General features: G+C 69.4%; 15 protein-coding genes. 7 read left to right on the top strand and 8 right to left on the bottom strand.

The annotated features are described in order from the left end of the window. Positions 1-58: 58 nt before the first annotated feature. Positions 59-217 (top strand): hypothetical protein, encoded by a 159-nt coding sequence (locus ACWC94_RS29885; protein ID WP_450800323.1) that lies wholly within the window; start codon positions 59-61, stop codon positions 215-217. 251 nt (positions 218-468) lie between these two features. On the opposite strand, the gene ACWC94_RS29890 is transcribed toward ACWC94_RS29885, so the two are convergent. The 4 genes from ACWC94_RS29890 to ACWC94_RS29905 all read right to left on the bottom strand — a co-directional run bounded on the left by ACWC94_RS29890 (position 469) and on the right by ACWC94_RS29905 (position 3,972). Beyond that, complete coding sequence (locus ACWC94_RS29890) at positions 469-966, bottom strand: hypothetical protein (protein WP_450800324.1); 498 nt, start codon at positions 964-966, stop codon at positions 469-471. Positions 967-1,503: 537 nt separating this feature from the next. Next, positions 1,504-1,593, bottom strand: coding sequence for a hypothetical protein (locus ACWC94_RS29895; RefSeq protein WP_450800325.1), 90 nt, complete (start codon positions 1,591-1,593; stop codon positions 1,504-1,506). A 531-nt stretch (positions 1,594-2,124) separates the two neighbouring features. Then, on the bottom strand, positions 2,125-2,886 hold the full coding sequence (locus ACWC94_RS29900) for a class I SAM-dependent methyltransferase (protein WP_450800326.1): 762 nt from the start codon (positions 2,884-2,886) through the stop codon (positions 2,125-2,127). 537 nt (positions 2,887-3,423) lie between these two features. Next, positions 3,424-3,972, bottom strand: a complete 549-nt coding sequence (locus ACWC94_RS29905) for a TetR/AcrR family transcriptional regulator (protein WP_450800327.1) — start codon at positions 3,970-3,972, stop codon at positions 3,424-3,426. A gap of 103 nt (positions 3,973-4,075) precedes the next feature. Here ACWC94_RS29905 and ACWC94_RS29910 point away from each other — a divergent pair, with 103 nt between their 5' ends. Both ACWC94_RS29910 and ACWC94_RS29915 read left to right on the top strand, forming a co-directional pair. Continuing rightward, on the top strand, positions 4,076-4,588 hold the full coding sequence (locus ACWC94_RS29910) for a carboxymuconolactone decarboxylase family protein (RefSeq protein WP_450800412.1): 513 nt from the start codon (positions 4,076-4,078) through the stop codon (positions 4,586-4,588). Beyond that, the gene (locus ACWC94_RS29915) at positions 4,585-4,785 is read left to right on the top strand and encodes a hypothetical protein (protein ID WP_450800328.1); all 201 of its coding nucleotides are present in this window, start codon (positions 4,585-4,587) and stop codon (positions 4,783-4,785) included. The genes ACWC94_RS29910 and ACWC94_RS29915 overlap by 4 nt, the downstream gene beginning before the upstream one ends. Positions 4,786-5,037: 252 nt before the next feature. Here the strand turns inward: ACWC94_RS29915 and ACWC94_RS29920 are convergent, their stop codons facing one another. Continuing rightward, positions 5,038-5,772, bottom strand: coding sequence for an SDR family oxidoreductase (locus ACWC94_RS29920; protein ID WP_450800329.1), 735 nt, complete (start codon positions 5,770-5,772; stop codon positions 5,038-5,040). Between the two features lie 92 nt (positions 5,773-5,864). Here ACWC94_RS29920 and ACWC94_RS29925 point away from each other — a divergent pair, with 92 nt between their 5' ends. Further along, positions 5,865-6,728, top strand: coding sequence for a LysR family transcriptional regulator (locus ACWC94_RS29925; protein ID WP_450800330.1), 864 nt, complete (start codon positions 5,865-5,867; stop codon positions 6,726-6,728). A 303-nt stretch (positions 6,729-7,031) separates the two neighbouring features. Here the strand turns inward: ACWC94_RS29925 and ACWC94_RS29930 are convergent, their stop codons facing one another. The 3 genes from ACWC94_RS29930 to ACWC94_RS29940 form a co-directional block, all read right to left on the bottom strand. Continuing rightward, the gene (locus ACWC94_RS29930; protein WP_450800413.1) at positions 7,032-7,769 is read right to left on the bottom strand and encodes a response regulator transcription factor; all 738 of its coding nucleotides are present in this window, start codon (positions 7,767-7,769) and stop codon (positions 7,032-7,034) included. Positions 7,770-9,242: 1,473 nt separating this feature from the next. After that, complete coding sequence (locus ACWC94_RS29935; protein WP_450800331.1) at positions 9,243-10,733, bottom strand: ATP-binding protein; 1,491 nt, start codon at positions 10,731-10,733, stop codon at positions 9,243-9,245. Then, on the bottom strand, positions 10,730-11,488 hold the full coding sequence (locus ACWC94_RS29940; RefSeq protein ID WP_450800332.1) for a response regulator transcription factor: 759 nt from the start codon (positions 11,486-11,488) through the stop codon (positions 10,730-10,732). Before ACWC94_RS29940 ends, ACWC94_RS29935 begins: the two co-directional genes overlap by 4 nt. 497 nt (positions 11,489-11,985) lie before the next feature. Here ACWC94_RS29940 and ACWC94_RS29945 point away from each other — a divergent pair, with 497 nt between their 5' ends. The 3 genes from ACWC94_RS29945 (at position 11,986) to ACWC94_RS29955 (ending at position 16,529) form a co-directional block, all read left to right on the top strand. Continuing rightward, positions 11,986-13,572, top strand: coding sequence for an IucA/IucC family protein (locus tag ACWC94_RS29945; RefSeq protein ID WP_450800333.1), 1,587 nt, complete (start codon positions 11,986-11,988; stop codon positions 13,570-13,572). A 69-nt stretch (positions 13,573-13,641) separates the two neighbouring features. Next, the gene (locus ACWC94_RS29950; protein ID WP_450800334.1) at positions 13,642-15,336 is read left to right on the top strand and encodes an IucA/IucC family protein; all 1,695 of its coding nucleotides are present in this window, start codon (positions 13,642-13,644) and stop codon (positions 15,334-15,336) included. Beyond that, complete coding sequence (locus tag ACWC94_RS29955; protein ID WP_450800335.1) at positions 15,333-16,529, top strand: type III PLP-dependent enzyme; 1,197 nt, start codon at positions 15,333-15,335, stop codon at positions 16,527-16,529. The genes ACWC94_RS29950 and ACWC94_RS29955 overlap by 4 nt, the downstream gene beginning before the upstream one ends.

Here is a 16,529-nt window from a genome sequence, read left to right on the forward strand (position 1 = left end):
GGTTCCTCGACGGCGCCTCCGACGTGCTGTTCGTCGGCCTCCCGGCGGCGGCAAGACCATGCTCGCAGGCACACTCGGCCGGGCTGCCGTCGACGCCGGCCACCGCATGTACTTCAGCAACGCGACCGAACTGGTCCGCCGGCTCCGCGTCGAAGCCCGACGCGCGCGTACGTCGTACGGCCCGACTGGCGGGATGTCGCCAGCTCCCACGCCGTGACTCTCGCCCCTTCAGGCAGGACGCTTCCCGTGAGCCCCGCCTCGTGTACGCCGCGACCCGCTGATTGATGTCGACTTCGCCCTCCGTAAGCGGCATCTGATTGCTCGCCACGACCAAATCAGCCGACATCACGGATTCGCCCACCGCGAGCACCCCCCGACTGGTGGGGGCGCAGGCGCGCACTCCGCTGTCCCAACCCGCCGGCGCCCACCGGTATCTCGGCCGAACCGGACTTGCACGGTCGAGGGAACTCAGTAGAACTTGGAGGGCTGGACCGTCGGGCTGGGGCTGCCTCCGGATTCGAGCTGAGCGACGCGCTGGTTGTAGTCGTCGACGCTGCCCGGCTGAAGCGCGTAGTCCTCGATCTGGCCGTTCGGCTGCGGCACCTGGAGGGTGAGAGTGTCACCGTTCAGGGTGCCGTTGATGACCGTGCTGCCCAGCGTGAACTTCACATTGAGGGTGACCTGGGACCCCGTCAGGGTTCCAGTGACGACCCCACGCTGGTGATCAGGGCTGCTGTATTTCACCTCGGTCTCGTCGAGGGTGCCGGTGATGGTGCCGTTCCGTGTCTGGGTCTCGAGGACGCTGACGGAGTTGTAGTCGCTGCCCACGAGCGTGCGGGGCAGGCCGACGGCTACCTTGGGCACGATGGGACCGGTGCCGTGTCCGGCGCCCTTGCCGGTACCGCAGCCGGCGGTTGTGAGTGCGCAGATGGCAGAGGCGGCGATGGCCGCGCGTCTGATGATCATGAAGCCCCCCAAGGCTGTTCAGCGCAGACTCTAACCTCGGCGGGCACCGCCGGCGCGGCGATTGACAACAGTCGACGCTGCGGTCTGTCACGGCCTATGCAGTGTTCCCCCTCGCCCGGTCCATCCTCGCCCGCCGAACCTAGGTCATCGTCGCCGTGTTCCAGGCCGGGGCCCCCTTCTCAGGCCTAGTTACGACCCGGTCCGCGATTGGGGCCACGACGTTCCGGCCTGACGGGGAGTGTGCACCACAGACGCGACCGCTAAGCCGACGCCGATGACGACGTGGCCCGGCGACCGCTCCGGCCAGGGAGGCAGCAGCGGTTCGAGCAGTGCCCACACGTCATCGTCCACGATCCCGGGCGAGTCGTCACACGAAGCGAACGGCCGGACCAGCACACCCGCCCAGAGGTCGACGCATAGCGCTCCGCAGGCCCTTGCAGCGCATGCAGCCGCGGTACCCAGGAGCCCTGCGGCGTCTACGACTCGGGCATGCGCGACCCGAACGCCGGACCCAACACCACGAGCAACGCCGAGTCTTCACTCACGTCGACGAATTCGGTGCTCCTCACCCGCCGGCACGAAGATCACCGCTCCTGGGCCCACTTCGGTCGTCCGGTCCGGCGTCATGATCTTGGCGCGCCCGGCCGTGACAACATAGATCTCATCCTCTGTATGAGGGCTCTGGGTATCACGTCCGTTCCGCGCGGTGCTCGCGAAGGCGCACGATCGCCGTTCCGAGAGCGTGGAGGAGCTGGAGGCGTCCTACGGTTCGCAGTACCTGGGGTGCCTGCACCAGCAACTGATCCCTACGTTGTTCTGCGCGCCGTGGTGAGCTCTTCGCATGGTTCACCCACCCAGGGGCGTCGAGCGTGGCTCTGACTGAGCTGCTGCTGATAGCTGGTAACGATTGGCTGCTCGGCGCCCCACGACGACTCGGCTGCCAGTTGGGAATCCCCCCGCATCGGGGCGCCATGGCTGTGATCCGGGCTGGCATTGGCGCAGGAAAAGCCCACCATCACTGCGTCGCGATCGACGTGGGCGGCCACCGGCGCTGTCCCGACGCGTCACCAACGACGACCCCGAACAGTTGCAGAAAACAGTGGAGGCGGCCCTCGATGCGGTGACCGGCCGATCAAGCCCGTGAGGAAGCGGCTCACGTCATGGGTGAGCAGCGAGCAGCAGGTCAACCAGGTAGGTCTCTTCCAGCACCTCATCGGGGAAGGCCTCGCGCAGTCGCCTGCGTTCCGCGGCGAGAAACGCTCGGTTGGCGGCCTGCTCCATGACAAGGAACGCCGAACGACTGCTGATGTTGGCCAGATGGGTGTCGAGGGTGACCACGCGCTGCCAGCGGATCTGCCGGCGCACCACCCGCAGCCCTGTCAGGCCCGCGAGCCGGACGGCCTCCCTGTCGTCGGGGCGCACCGCGGAACGCGGAGGCACACCGCAATGGTGCGCCAGGCGCTCGTGCTGGGCACGAATCCACGGCACGTCGAAAGCGGTCGTGTTCCACCAGATCGCGAGCGCACCGTCCGGGCGCAGCACACGCAGTGCCTCCGGGACAGAACGCCCGGTATCCGTCCACTGCCAGGACTGTGCGTAAGTGATGAGGTCGTGAGAGGAATCGGCGAGAGGCAGGGCATTGCCGTCGCCCCGGACGATCGGCACGTCAGGGAGGAACCGGCGAAACTCGGCGGCCATTCCCTCACCGGGCTCGACCGCGATCACCTCAGCACCCCGCTCGCACAGCAGCGCGGTCGCAATGCCCGTACCCGCACCGACATCGGCGGCGCGGACCCCCGCCAGAGAACGGCCCAGGAACTCCTCAACAGAGTGGAAGAGCGCCGACGGATACGAAGGGCGGCTCACCCCGTATTGGACGGCGGCCGAGTTGAACGAACGAGCACGCTTTCTCGAAGTCATCCCCCCATCATCGTTCCCCGACCCTGTGTAACAGGCCAACCGATCACGCAACTCGGTGATCGTTGCTGGTCGCAGCTCCTTCGCACACGTGTGGCCGGCGCCGTGAACCGGGAAGGTCGACCTCAGGCCCTTCCAACTCGCCCTGCCGTCCTTCGCGTTAGGCCTCGACGATGCGGGCCACGAGGTTGTAGCGGATCTCAACCAGTCGCCCGGCTGGTAGGGCACGGTCGGTGGAGCCAAGCGTCGCCTGTCGGCCGTCGCCGGTACAGCATGTGGACCACTGATCCGACCAGTGCGAATGCTGGGCGCTGCGGGTACTCGGCTGCGGCGAAATAGACAAGCCCCTGCGTCACTGGACGGTCACGGCCTTCACTGCTGCCACCGTCACGTCGTACCGAATCTGAACTCCTCCTCGAACCCGATCCAGCTGCCGACCGGTCGGTCCGTTGGTGATGACCAGTCGGGGGCAGGTCGTCGAACACGGCCGTCCTCGTGTGAGCGCTCTGGTTCTCAGGCATCTCACCGACCAGCAGGCAATCACGCTGCGTTGCAAAGCATGGCTGCCGCTACCGCGCGTGCCTCCGCTGCGGGAGCCGACGTGCGTTCCCGCAGCGCGGTGACGATCGCACCGTCCATCAGCAGAACGAACCGTCGGGCGAGTGCCCCGGCGTCCTCGTGCCCACTCTTGGCGAGCAGGCTCGCAACGTACGCGGTGACGCGCTCCTTGTGCTCGGCAGCCACCCGGTACGCCGCGCTGCCGGTGTCGGCGGTCTCGGCCATGGTGTTGATGAAGGCGCAGCCGCGGAAGTCGGCGTCGGCGAAACGCTCGGCCAGCGCATGGAAGACATCCAGGGGCTCTCCGCCGAGGGCGTCCACGCGTTCGGCCAGCCAGGCGCGCCAGGCCTGGTCGCGTCGTTGCAGGACGGCCACGACCAGGTCGTCCTTGCTGGCGAAATGCCGGTAGAAGGAGGCGCGGCCGACTCCGGACTCGGCCAGGATGCGCTCTACGCCGACGGCGCGGATGCCCTCGGCGTAGAAGAGTTCCTCGGCGGCGTCGAGGAGGCGTTCGCGTGCACGGGTGGCCATGGGGCCAGGCTATCCCGATCTTGACGATTACGGAACCGATCAGTACCGTCCTGACGCAAGGAAACGGAACCGATCGGTACCATCTGGAGGGCTCGTGTCACGCATGCCACAGCTCGCCGACGACCCCTCGGGGCTTCTCGACCAGACCCGCCGCCAGCTCGGCCGACTGCCCAACCTGTATGCGGCGCTGGCCAACGGCCCGGCGGCACTCGCCGGGTACCTGGCCCTGCGCGATCACCTCGGCCGCGGCGTTCTGCCCGCACGCCTCCGTGAGCAGCTCGCGCTCCTGGCCGCGCAGGAGAACCACTGCACGTACTGCGTCAGCGCCCACACGCTGCGGGGCCGGAAGCTGGGCCTGAGTGACGAGGAACTGATCCGCACCCGCGAGGCTGCCGACGACACCGACCCGCACGCCGACGCAGTGCTGCGGCTCGCCCGCGAGGTCATGCGCACCGGGGGCCGCGTGGAGGACACGGCGCTGGCCGCAGCCCGCCGAGCCGGGGTGACCGATGCCGAGCTGGCCGAGATCGTCGCCCACATCGCACTCAACACGCTGTCCAACTACTTCAACCACCTTGCCCAGCCGGACCTCGACTTCCCGGAGGTGTCCGCGTGATCCGCGAGTGGCGCAGGGGCTCGATCGAGCTCGTGGCCGGTTACACCATCACCGACGCCGAGGGCCGTTCCGCCAGCCGCGCCGCGGACGTCGAGTTCGCACTGGAGGGCGGCTTCGTCCACGTCCGACTCCCCGGCGCCCGCCATACCCAGGTGGTCTCAGCTCCGGCCGTCCGTCTGATCACCTGCGAATCCTGACCTTGCGTACTGGTTGGCTTCTCCGAACTACCGCGGGCGTCCCGTGATCAGGTTGTCCCGTCTTCGATGACCTGGTCCGGGATCCGGGCCGTTGCCTGCGGTGACCGGATCGGTTGAGACGCCGCGTCGCCGGAGATCCCAGTCGGTCTGGACCCTGTCGGGCAGATGCCTGACGCTGCCTCAGCCGATCTGGTCCTTCCCCACCGTTTCGTGGACCTACCGGAGCCTCGTCGATTCACGGCGGGTTCGTGATCACCAGGGGACGACGCCGTCGTCCTCGAAGAACGAACCGGTCGGGCCGCCGTCGGGCAGGGTGGCGAGCCGGATCGCTGTGGCCGCGCCCTGTTCAGGAGTGCGGGGCCCTTGGAAGCCTGTGAAGTCGGTCGCGACCAGGCCCGGGCAGGCGGCGTTGATCAGGATGTTCGTACCGGCGAACTGCCGGGCGTACTGCAAGGTCAGGGCGTTGAGGAACGACTTCGACGGCGCGTAGGCCGCCATGATCGGTATCTCGGTGTCCGGGTCCGCCTGCCGGGCCAGGGAGCCGACGCTGCTGGAGACGTTGACGATGCGTGGCGAGGCCGAGCGCCGCAGCAGTGGCAGCATCGCGTTGGTCACCCGGACCACACCCATGACGTTGGTATCCACGACCGTGCGGAGCACCTCCAGGTCGAGCGCGGTCGGGTCCTGCACCCACCCCGGGCCCATCTCGCCCGAGATGCCGGCATTGTTGACCAGGGCGTCCAGGCGCCCGGCCAGCCGTTCGATCAGTTCCGCGGCATCAGTGACGCTCTGGTCGTCGGTCACGTCCAGCGGTACCCCGAACGCGTCCACGCCGACCGCGCGCAGCTTCCCGACGGCGGTTTCGCGTCGGGTGGCGTCGCGGGCTCCCACGCCCACGCGGTACCCGAGGCTGCCCAGCCCGGCCGCGATCTCGTACCCGATGCCCTTGTTCGCGCCGGTCACCAGCGCGATCATCGTTTCGCTCATGCTGATGATGTTGGCTCGCGGACGAGTGGCGCGGCCAACACCGATACGGTGTCCTGTCATACCTGCCAGGTATCACCGCGTATGCTGCGGCCGTGGACACCCTGGAGACCCGCGAGCTGAGGTACTTCGTGGCCGTCGCCGAGGAACTGCACTTCGGGCGCGCCGCCGAGCGCCTCGGCATGGCCCAGCCGCCGCTGTCGCGGGCGATCCAGCAGCTCGAACGGCGCCTCGGGGTCAGCCTGCTGCAGCGCAACCGCCGTGGCGTCCGCCTGACCGGTGCCGGAGAGGTGCTGTTGCACGAGGGCCGGGCGGCCCTCGACGCGACCGCTGCCGCCGCTCGCCGCACCCGGCGCGCCGGCGGTGCCGACAGCCCTGGCGGCCCCCGCGGTCGGCTGGTCCTCGCGGTGAAGGCCGCCGCGTCACACGAACTGCTGCGGAAACTTCTCGACGCCTACGCGGCCGAGCCCGACAGTGCCGAGATCGATGTGCTGCCGTGCGGCATTTCCGAGCAGGAAGAGCTGCTGCGCGACGGACGTGCTGATGTCGCGCTCATGCACACGCCGTGGAACTCCCTCGCCGGGTTCGACAGCGAGGCACTGACGACCGAGGGGCAGGTTGCCGTCCTGCCTGCCGGGCACCCCCTCGCCGCCCGCGAGACCCTGTCCCTGGCCGATGTCAGGGGCGTCCCCGATCTGCCGCTCGCCCGCTGGCCCACCCACGGCACCTACGCGCCCGGCCCGGGCCCCGAGATCCACAACCAGACGCAACTGGCCCAGTTGATCGCCCTCGGACGCACCGTGGCGGTCGTCCCCGACTCCGCCCGCTCCTGGCTGTGGGCCGAGCACACGGCCGTCCCCTTGACCGACGCGCCTCCCGTCGTGACCCACATCGCCTGGCCCGCCCACAGCCGCTCCCTCGCCCTGGCCGGCCTGATCCGCACGGCCGCACGGCTCTGACCAGCTCCTGCCCCCATCGGTCAGCACCCGGGACAGCTCAGATGCCACCAGGGCCGGCGAGACCGAAGATGCAGACCCGCGGGACCAGATCATCTGGAACGACGAGCGAATCGGACCAGATCAAGGGCGCTGGCCGACTGGGCGGGTGTGGACGTGGGCCTTCAGGTTGATGGTGCTCGGGGAGTAGAGGCCCGGCGGGAGGCGGGCCGTGCGGTCCGCCGATGGCGTCCGACGCCCAGAGCCGAAGGAAGTCGCGCCAGGGACGGGTTGGGCAGCGCACATGACTTCCATGTGCGCTGCCGTTCAGGCGTAAGCGCTGTCGCCGGGGACGGTGAGCCGGAAGCCGATGCCGCGGACAGTGGCGATCCAGGCGGGGTCGCCCAGCTTGCGACGTAGCGCCGAGACGTGCACGTCGAGAGTGCGGGTGGGGCCGAAGTAGTTGGGGTCCCACACCGTGTCGAGGATCTGCTGACGGGAGTACACGGCGCCAGGATCGCCGGCCAGTTGGGCCAGGAGATCGAATTCCTTCGGGGTGAGGGTGAGAGGGCGGCCATCAATGGTGACGCCTCTGGTGCGCCGGTTGATGGTCAGCGGGCCCAGGCGCTGGACGCCACGCTCCTCCGGGAGTTGCGTGCGCTGAAGGGGGAGCCCGGTTGTGGCGGTGCCAAGCGCCGGCGGGGCGTGCCGCTCGGGATGGGTGCGGCGCGTGACGGCTCGGATCCTGGCGACCAACTCGCGTACGCCGAAGGGCTTGGAGAGGTAGTCGTCCGCTCCGACTTCCAGGCCGACGACGCGGTCGGTCTCCTCACTTCGTGCGGTGATCATGATGATGGGGACGGTGGAACGGGCACGCAGGGCCCGGCATACATCGATGCCGTCCATGTCGGGCAGGCCGAGGTCCAGAAGGACGAGGTCGGCGGTGGAGGCCGACAGAGCGGATGCCCCGGATTTGACGTGGTCGACGGCGAAGCCGTAGCGGTTCAGCCCCTCCATGACGGGGCCAGCGATCCGGTCGTCGTCTTCGACGAGCAGGAGCCGCATGGTCTCTGTTGGGGGTTCGGCCGGGACGACCTGCTCGGCCCCTGCGGTGTACGAGGGATCGCTATGCGTCGGCATGGGTGTGTCCGTGATCATGTGGATTGTTCGCCGCTGGTGTCGCGGCGTGCGGTGGTGGTGACGGTGCTCCTCGTGCGGCTGAGAGTGTGGACTGTGGGCACGACCCTACGGGTGAGGGGGGCAGCTCGGAAGCAGAAGCAGTCCAGCGTCGTGTGAGCGGATGGCCCATTCCGGTATGGGGACGGGCGTCCCACGTGGTTCGCAGGTGACTCACGCCTTGGCGGTGTCGATGGCTGCGTGGAGTGACTGCTTGTACGAGGCGCTGGTGAAACTCGCGCCGGAGACAGCGCGGTTGGTCGCGCTCTGTGCCGTCAGACCGAGCCTGTCCAGGTGTCTGCCCTGGGTGGCGACGGAAGAAAATGCCGTCGGCCTCGGGCACCACGGCGGTGACCTTCAGTCGGTGGCGCAGAGTCAGCACGAGTGGTCCCACCAGGCGTCCCCAGGCCGGGCAGGCGATCACGGGCGTGTACAGGACGGTCCAGTAGCCGCGGGCCAGCGGGGACTGCAGGTCGGCGCCGAGCGTGAACTGGTGACCGTAGCCGAGCAGCAGCACCAGGTAAGCGGTCAGGTGCGGGACGTACCAGATCTCGTAGCGTACCCGGCGGCATGCCGAGCGGACGGCCAGCAAGGCGAGGGCGACGCTGGTGGCCCGGAGCGCCCAGAACGTAGGGACGACGAGGAGGCGGTTGCCCCCGCCTTCGCTCCTGGTAGCTGGAGCGGGAGGAGCGGCCGTTCCCGGGGCACGCTCACGGGTTGCCGGCGCAGCGGCCGGGTCAAGTGACCCATGGGGCCGGGTCCGCTGAGGGCCGGGGCCGCGGTGGTGCCGGCGGGCGTGTTTCCGCGGAGCCCTGGGGAAGGCACTGTCCTGCGGCCTTCCCCTGTCCGCTGCACGGACACCGGCTGCTGGTGCGAAATCGGGCCTGGAGCTGGCGGTGGTGTGAAAGAGCGTCGGGTCACCGCTGGAGACGTGGACGGCAGGAAGAGGCGGAAACACCGCTGTCATGTCGTAGGGACCCACGTCGGCGAAGAGTTGCCGGCCGTCGATCGCTGGGTTGTGTCTGGCTATGTCCATGGCTGTCCTGACCTCGTCGGCCGGCGGCCGGAGCCGTTGAGCGGCTGGCCGACGGGGTGTCGTTGTGACCGGCGCGGATCGCACCCCTCGACAGCTGCCGCTTCCTCCCCTCCTTCATGAGCACCGAATGGAATGGGCCCGTTGCGTGCACAGTCGCGGCTGGCAGGCAGCCATCTGCAGTGGGGAAGAGCCGGCCACCCCAGGGACTTTAGAGGGAGGCATTGCAGCGCAATGTCAGTGAACGGGTAGCGGACGGCCAAGAATCAGCCAACGCCTCGCAGCACTCGCACGCTTGGGCACCCCGATCGCCGCCGGAGTGCGGTGCCTCACTGCTGCCAGTCGGACACGGCATACGGGCGGTCGGTGGCGAAGGGCGGCACTCCGGTCTGTCTGGCTCGCATCGCCGATCGGGGACGTCGAGGGTGCCCTGGGGGGTGCGCCTCGGCGGCCCTGAGGCGGACAACGGCATCGAGTCCCACGCCGGGTGCGGCCTGCAAGGTCACTTCGCCGCCCGAGGCGCGGGCCAGTTGCTTGACGATGGGCAGCCCGAGCCCGGTGCCTTCGTGGTCGGCGTCGTGCGCCCGCCAGAAGCGGTCGAAGGCGCGTCGCCGCTGTTCCTCGGTCATGCCCGGGCCCTGGTCGATCACGTGCAGTTCGACGGTTGCGGGCGCACCGTTCGCCCAGGCGGTGGCCAAGGTGATCGTGGTCTGGGGCGGTGCGACCCGCAGCGCGTTGGAGAGCAGGTTGTCGATGATCTGCTCCAGCGCGTCGGGGAGGGCCCACACCTGGCCGATCTTCGGCCCGGACACGACGATGTCTACGTAGTGCTCGCCGGCGAAGGCCGCCCACACGGCCGCGCGGTCGGCGATGACGGAGTCCAGGTCGGTGGCCTCCGGCGTGGTCGCTGCGTTCTCCAAGCGGGCCAGAGCGAGCAGCCCGTGCACCATGCGGCTGAGCCGTTCCACCTCGCCGACCGCCTCGTCGAGGCTGGGCTGGGCGCGCGGGTCGAGATAAGGCTCGAAGTTCTCCAGTCGCAGCCGCAGCGCGGTCAGCGGCGTCTTCAGCTGGTGGGACGCCTCTGAGGCGAAGGCGTGCTGGGCTTTGAGCAGATGCTGCAGCCGGGTTGCGGTGCGGACGAAGCTGGCGGCCAGGCGCCGCAGCTCAGGGGGCCCGAGGTCGGTGGCGGGCAGGTCCGTCAGGGTGCCGTCGGCGAGTTGCGTCGTGGCGTGCTCCAGCGCCCGCACCGGGCGGGTGATCCAGCGGGCCAGCGCGAGAGCTATCAGTGTGACGGCCGCCAGTACCCCCAGCCCCACGGCAGCCAGTGCCAGCCAGGCGTCGTGGACCTTGGACGTCACCGCGGTCAGCGGGAAGGACGCCCGTACGACGCAGCGGACCGTGCTGCCCGAGGCGCCCGGCACGGTGACGAGGAAGACGTCTTCGTCCAGGACCGGATCCTGCCGGGTTGTGGACCTGGACCGGTTGGCCAGAGCGGTCGCGATGTCTGGCTGAGCGGACAAGTCCGAGCCGACGGTCACCACGTTGCGCGAGTCCGCGAGCAGTTTTCCCTCGTCGTCCACGACGATGACATGGCTGCCGGTGCGCCGGGCGAAGTTCGCCACCAGTTCGGGGACGTCGGAGGCGCCCCGCCGCTCGACCTTCTCCTCCAGAACCTCTGCGAGCATGCCCGCGGCCTGCCGGCCGTTGCCGGTGAAGCGGGACATCTCCCCGCGCGCGTAGACGTAACCGAACGGCACTTCCAGGCACAGCAGCACCAGCAGGGTGAGGCTGAGATAGCTGAGCAGGAGGCGACGGGTCACCGGTCACCTCCTCGGACGTTCTCTTCCACCTGCCTGGCGACTGCGACGTCGGCGGGCGGCGTGAGCCGAAATCCTACGCCGCGGATGTTGTCGATCCAGGCGGGGTCACCGAGTTTGCGGCGTAGGGCGGCCACGTGGACGTCCAGGGTCTTCGTAGGGCCGAAGTAGTTCGGTTCCCATACGGCGTCCAGGATCTGCTGTCGCGTGCGGACGGCGCCGGGGTCGTCGGCGAGATGGGCGAGCAGGTCGAACTCCTTGGGCGACAGGGCGATGGAGCGCTGGTGCAGGTGGACTTGGCGGCCCCGCCGGTCGATGCTCAGCGGTCCGATCCGCTGAACGTGGGCCACCGGAGCCGGGTGACCGCCTCCCGCAGCGGACGTGACCGCCACCGGCTCGGCTGCGGCGGGTCGGACACGACGGAAGACGGCCCGGATCCGTGCGACCAGTTCCCGCACTCCGAACGGTTTGGACAGGTAGTCGTCGGCCCCCAGCTCGAGACCGAGAACGCGGTCGACCTCGTCGTTTCTCGCGCTGATCATGATGATGGGCACCTGGGAGCGCAGTCGGAGCGTCCGGCAGACATCGATGCCGTCCATGTCCGGCAACCCCAGATCCAGCAGCACCATCTCCGCTTCCGCCGCGGCGAGTCCGTCAGCGCCGGTACGGGCGTGCTCGACGGTGAACCCGAAACGGCTCAGGCCCTCCATCAGCGGGCCGGCGACCCGGTCGTCGTCCTCGATCAGTAAGAGACGCATGCCGACAGATTCACAAGCAGGCGGTCCGTCGCGCTGAGAAACCGACCGAATGTCGCGTGAATTAACTTCGGCGGACCTGAACAATCGTATTCCTTACTGTCTCCTGCCTGCCATGTGACTCTACGGGCCCCGCTGCAGCGCAACGTCAGTGAAGTGGCAGCACAGTGCAAGCAGAGTGTTAAGAAACCGCAGCGCAGTCTTTGTCATCCAGTAACCGCTTCCTGGGCAAGTGGCAGCCGGGCGCAGCCGCCCGTTGCCTGAGGCGGGCGACGCAGGACATACTGTCAATTGTCCGCTGACAGTTCTATTGTTCGGCGCGATGGAGCGGGCGGAATGCTGGATCGATTCTGATGCCGGCCTTCCTTTTCTCTGGCGATCAGTTAACTAACGATCCCGTAACGTTGTCGGCAGCTGATCACGGACGGCGCTCGCATTCGCGCTCTCTTTTCGCCTCCGCAGCCTGCCCCTTGCTTTCCTATGCCACGGGACGGTGAAACATGCCGTACAGCAGCACGACCGACGAACTGCGCCACGTGCGCCCCGATCTGGTCGACCCCTTCATGGCCGCACTTCCCGGTGCGCGTGCCACGGTGCTCGGGCGGCTGTGGGGCGCATTCGCCCGCGAACCTCTGCCAGGTATCGCCGACTGCAGCCACGACGCCGACACCCTCGTCGTCCGCCTCACGGGCGGGGGGCAGCTCGCGGGCCCTGCCATCGCGGCCGAACGATTCGCCCCGGTCCCCGTCGATTTCACCGTGCAGGGCCCCGACGGCCCGATCGCCGAGCCGGCCCGGCTCCTCGCCGCCCTCGGAGCCCGCGGGGACGCCGTGTCACGTCTGGCCGCCGAACTCGGCAACAGCATCACCAACCTGGCCCTGGCCCGCGCGGCGAACCACGAGCCGCGGGAGGTACGGGACTCCGCTGATGCCGAACAGTCCGTGGTCGACGGCCATCCGCAGCACCCCTGCTGCCGTACCCGCACCGGACTCTCCGTCGCCGAGGTGCTCGCCTACGCGCCCGAGCACCATCCCGTCATCGAGCTGGCGCTCGTCGCCGTACCGGCCGATCGCTGGTGGGCCACGGGCGACTGGCCTGAGGAACTGCGCGATGGCGACACCGTCCTGATGCCGGTCCACCCCTGGCAACGCGACCGCGTACTCGCACACCAGCCGGACCTGGCCGTTGTCGAGCGCACGATCACCGCTCGCCCGCTGCTGTCGATGCGGACCATGTCCCCCCTTGACGTCCTGCCTGGCTGCCACATCAAGACGGCGCTGGACGTGCAGGTCACCAACTACCGTCGCACCATCTCTCCGGCCGAGGTGGCTGACGGAGCCCCACTTTCCGAGCTCGTCACCACCGTCGTCGACAAGTCTGGCCACGGCGAGAGCCTGCGCATCCTGCGCGAACTCGCCGGCGGCGCCATCCGCGTGGACGGCAAGCCCTCGGCGAGCCTGGCCGCGATGATCCGCGAGTCGAGCGAACGGCACCTCGGACCGGAAGAGATCGCCGTCCCGCTGACCGCCATCCAGGCCACCGGGGCGCACATGGTGAGCGGCGACCCGGTCACCTGGCTGGCGGAGTTCGCCGGACTCGTCCTGCCGCCCGCGCTGACGCTGCTGTCCATGGGCGTGGCGCTGGAGGCCCACGGCCAGAACACACTCGTCGCCCTGCGCGACGGACGCCCGGTGCGGATCCTCTACCGCGACCTGGACGGCGTACGTATCCACCCGGAGCGGCTCGCCCGCCACGGCTTCTCGCTGCCGCCGCTGGCCGGCACCCGGGCCGGGCACGACGAGACGGCGCTGCGGAACAAGCTGTTCGGGGGCCTGCTCAGCGGCGTCTTCAGCGAGCTGGTCTCCGTGTTGTCACGCACACACGGTGCCGACCCCGAGCAACTGTGGGCAGCCGTGGCCGCCGTCGGCCACCGCGTCTACGCCGGACTGCCCGATGCGGGCTCGGACCGGGAGGTGTTCTTCGGCGACACGCTGCCGCTGAAGGCGACCATCGCGATGCGCCTGGCCGAAGCCTCCGGCGTCGCCCAATGGACTCCCGTCCCCAACCCCCTGGCCCGCCACCGCTGACAGCCCGCTTCCGACTGCCGGGCCCGGCCGGCCTTCCCCCATCTCCTTGCACCGACTGGAGTCCTTCGCATGACCGTCCCCAGCACCACCGGCGGCGTTCTCGCCACGACCGACAGTCCCACCCTGGTCGCCGACGCCGTCACCGCCCACACCCTGCTCAACTGCCTGATCCGTGAAGTCTCCGCACCCGAGCGCCAGGTCACCGTCGACCAGGACCACCTGCTGCTGTCGCTGCCCCGCCGCGACGTCCTGCTCCGCGTCCCCCTCCGCCGCATCTCCCTGATCGGGGCGCACCGCTTCGACGGTCCGGTCAAGCGGTACGAGGGCGGGGACTGGTCCGCAATCGGGTGGCGAGAGCTCGCCGGATACATCCAGGACGAGCTGGAACTGCGGACCGGCATGTCCAACGACGAGTTCCTGGCCCAGGTCACCGACAGCCGTAACACCATCCGCACCGTCCTGGAGCAGCGCGCCACGGCGGTGCTGCCGCAGGACCCGTATCTGGAGTCCGAGCAGTCCCTGGTCTTCGGTCACCGCTTCCACCCCTCGCCCAAGTCGCGCACCGGCGACCCCGAGGACTGGCTGGACTACGGCCCGGAGACAGGCACCCGCTTCCCGCTGCGCTACCTCGCCGTCCACCGTCGTCTGGTGCGCGAGGAAGGTGACCTGGGCAGGCTCGACGCACTTCATCCGTTCGGGCGAAGGGACTACGTGACCCTGCCGGTGCACCCGTGGCAGTACCGGATGCTCGGCGACCACCCCGCCCTGCGCGAGGCCCTGGCCGCCGGCTCGATCGTCGACACGGGCGTCATGGGCCCGGACTTCGCCCCCACCGCCTCCGTACGGACCCTCTACCAGCCGGACGCCGACACGTTCCTGAAGTTCAGCCTCAACGTCCGGCTGACCAACTGCGTCCGCAAGAACGCCGCCTACGAGCTGTCCGGCGCAGTCGCCCTCAACCGGCTCCTGGGCCCGGTCTTCGCCGGCATCGGCCGTGCCCATGCCGGAAGCTCGTTGCTCGCCGAGCCGGGCTACCGCACCCTCGCCCTCGGTGACGACCTCTCCCTCGTGGAGGGCTTCGGTGTCATCGTCCGTACCGGCCTGCGCGAACACCTGCGTCCGGGCGTGACCCCGCTGCTGGCCGCCGCGATCGCCGACGAGCACCCCACCAGCCCGGCTCACGTCTCCCGCCTCCGGGCCCGCGGCGACGGCGACGCACTCGCCTGGTGGGACGCCTACCTCGGCCTGCTGCTGCCCCCCGTCCTGACCGCCTACTTCGAGCACGGCATCGTCCTCGAACCCCACCTCCAGAACGTCGTCGTCGGAGTGAGCGCCGACGGCACACCCGTCCAGGTGATCTTCCGCGACCTGGAGGGAACCAAGCTCGTCCCCGAACACCACCGCCCGTTCCTCGCCGGCCTGCCCGAGGACGTGCGCGCTCCGATGACGTACGACGCCGAGCGCGGCTGGAACCGGGTGGCCTACTGCCTCCTGGTCAACCACACCGCCGAAGTCCTCGCCGCCCTCGCCGACACCGACCCCGCCCTGGAACCCGCTCTGTGGGGCCTGGTCCGCGACCACCTCGACGCCTACTCCCGCCGCGCCGGCGAGCCGCCCCGGCTGCGCGCCCTGCTCTCGGGCGTACCGCTGCCCGCCAAGGCCAACCTGCTACTGCGCTGGTCGCGGCAGGCCGACCGGCACGCCGGCTACGTCCCGCTGCCCAGCCCACTCGGCGAGGGCTTCCCCCGCGAGGTGACCCGGTGAGGCAGCGACTACTCCAGTACGTCACCGAGCTGGCCGCGGAAGACCTCCCCGCCTACGTCTACGACCTGCAGGACCTGCGCGAGCACACCGCGGCAGTCCGTGCCGCCCTGCCCGAACGCGTCCAGCTCTTCTACGCCGCCAAGGCGAACTCTGACCCCCGGCTCCTGGATGCCCTGCGCGACCACGTCGACGGCTTCGAGGTCGCTTCCGGCGGCGAACTCCATCACGTCCGGACCACCTGCCCCGGCACGCCGATCGCCTTCGGCGGCCCCGGCAAGACACCCACCGAACTCGAACAGGCCCTGCAAGCCGGAGTGGACCGCCTCCACATCGAGAGCGAACAAGAGGTCCACCAACTCACCGGCATGCTCGGCGAGCGCACCGTGGACGTCCTGCTCCGGGTCAACCTCCCGGTAGCCCTCGGCGCGGTGGCCCTCGCCATGGGCGGCCGGCCCAGCCCCTTCGGCCTCGACCCGAGTCACCTCGACCGCTGCCTCACCCTCATCGCCGACGACCCCCGCATCCGGCTGCGCGGCATCCACGTCCACCTCGCCAGCGGCCTCGATGCCGCCGCACACCTCGACCTCGCGGGCCGGGTCCTGGCCTGGGCGAGGGGATGGGCGGACCGCAACGGTGTGGAGCTGAGCGAGGTCAACCTCGGCGGTGGCATGGAGGTCGACTACAGCCGTCCCGACCGGCGGTTCGACTGGGCGGCCTTCGGCGCCGGCCTGCGCCGCCTGTTGGAGGGACACCCGGACCTGACCCTGCGGATCGAACCGGGCCGCTCGGTCACGGTGTACTGCGGCTGGTATGTCACCGAGGTCCTCGACGTCAAACGCAGCCACGGCCATGCCTTCGCCGTCCTGCGTGGCGGCACACATCACCTGCGCACACCGGCCACCAAACAGCACAACCAGCCGTTCACCACGATCCCCGTCCAGACCTGGGACCGGCCCTGGGAGCGCCCCCGGGTCACGGACGAACTCATCACGCTGGTCGGGCAGTTGTGCACGCCAAAGGACGTCCTGGCCCGCAGCGTGCAGGCAGGACGGCTGGGTGTCGGCGACAGGATCGCCTTCGCTCTGGCCGGGGCGTACGCCTGGAACATCTCCCACCACGAGTTCCTGATGCACCCCGCCCCACAGTTCCACCACCTCGACCACGATCCCGTCCCCGCCGGCCCCCACCCGTAG

Source organism: Streptomyces sp. NPDC001135 (assembly GCF_053598395.1).

Coding starts and splice junctions, on each gene's coding strand:
- ACWC94_RS29910 (WP_450800412.1), top strand. CDS start 4,076: ATGCCACAGCTCGCCGACGACCCCTCGGGGCTTCTCGACCAGACCCGC.
- ACWC94_RS29930 (WP_450800413.1), bottom strand. CDS start 7,769: ATGCGGCTCCTGCTCGTCGAAGACGACGACCGGATCGCTGGCCCCGTC.
- ACWC94_RS29920 (WP_450800329.1), bottom strand. CDS start 5,772: ATGAGCGAAACGATGATCGCGCTGGTGACCGGCGCGAACAAGGGCATC.
- ACWC94_RS29890 (WP_450800324.1), bottom strand. CDS start 966: ATGATCATCAGACGCGCGGCCATCGCCGCCTCTGCCATCTGCGCACTC.
- ACWC94_RS29905 (WP_450800327.1), bottom strand. CDS start 3,972: ATGGCCACCCGTGCACGCGAACGCCTCCTCGACGCCGCCGAGGAACTC.
- ACWC94_RS29895 (WP_450800325.1), bottom strand. CDS start 1,593: ATGACGCCGGACCGGACGACCGAAGTGGGCCCAGGAGCGGTGATCTTC.
- ACWC94_RS29940 (WP_450800332.1), bottom strand. CDS start 11,488: ATGCGTCTCTTACTGATCGAGGACGACGACCGGGTCGCCGGCCCGCTG.
- ACWC94_RS29945 (WP_450800333.1), top strand. CDS start 11,986: ATGCCGTACAGCAGCACGACCGACGAACTGCGCCACGTGCGCCCCGAT.
- ACWC94_RS29900 (WP_450800326.1), bottom strand. CDS start 2,886: ATGACTTCGAGAAAGCGTGCTCGTTCGTTCAACTCGGCCGCCGTCCAA.
- ACWC94_RS29885 (WP_450800323.1), top strand. CDS start 59: ATGCTCGCAGGCACACTCGGCCGGGCTGCCGTCGACGCCGGCCACCGC.
- ACWC94_RS29950 (WP_450800334.1), top strand. CDS start 13,642: ATGACCGTCCCCAGCACCACCGGCGGCGTTCTCGCCACGACCGACAGT.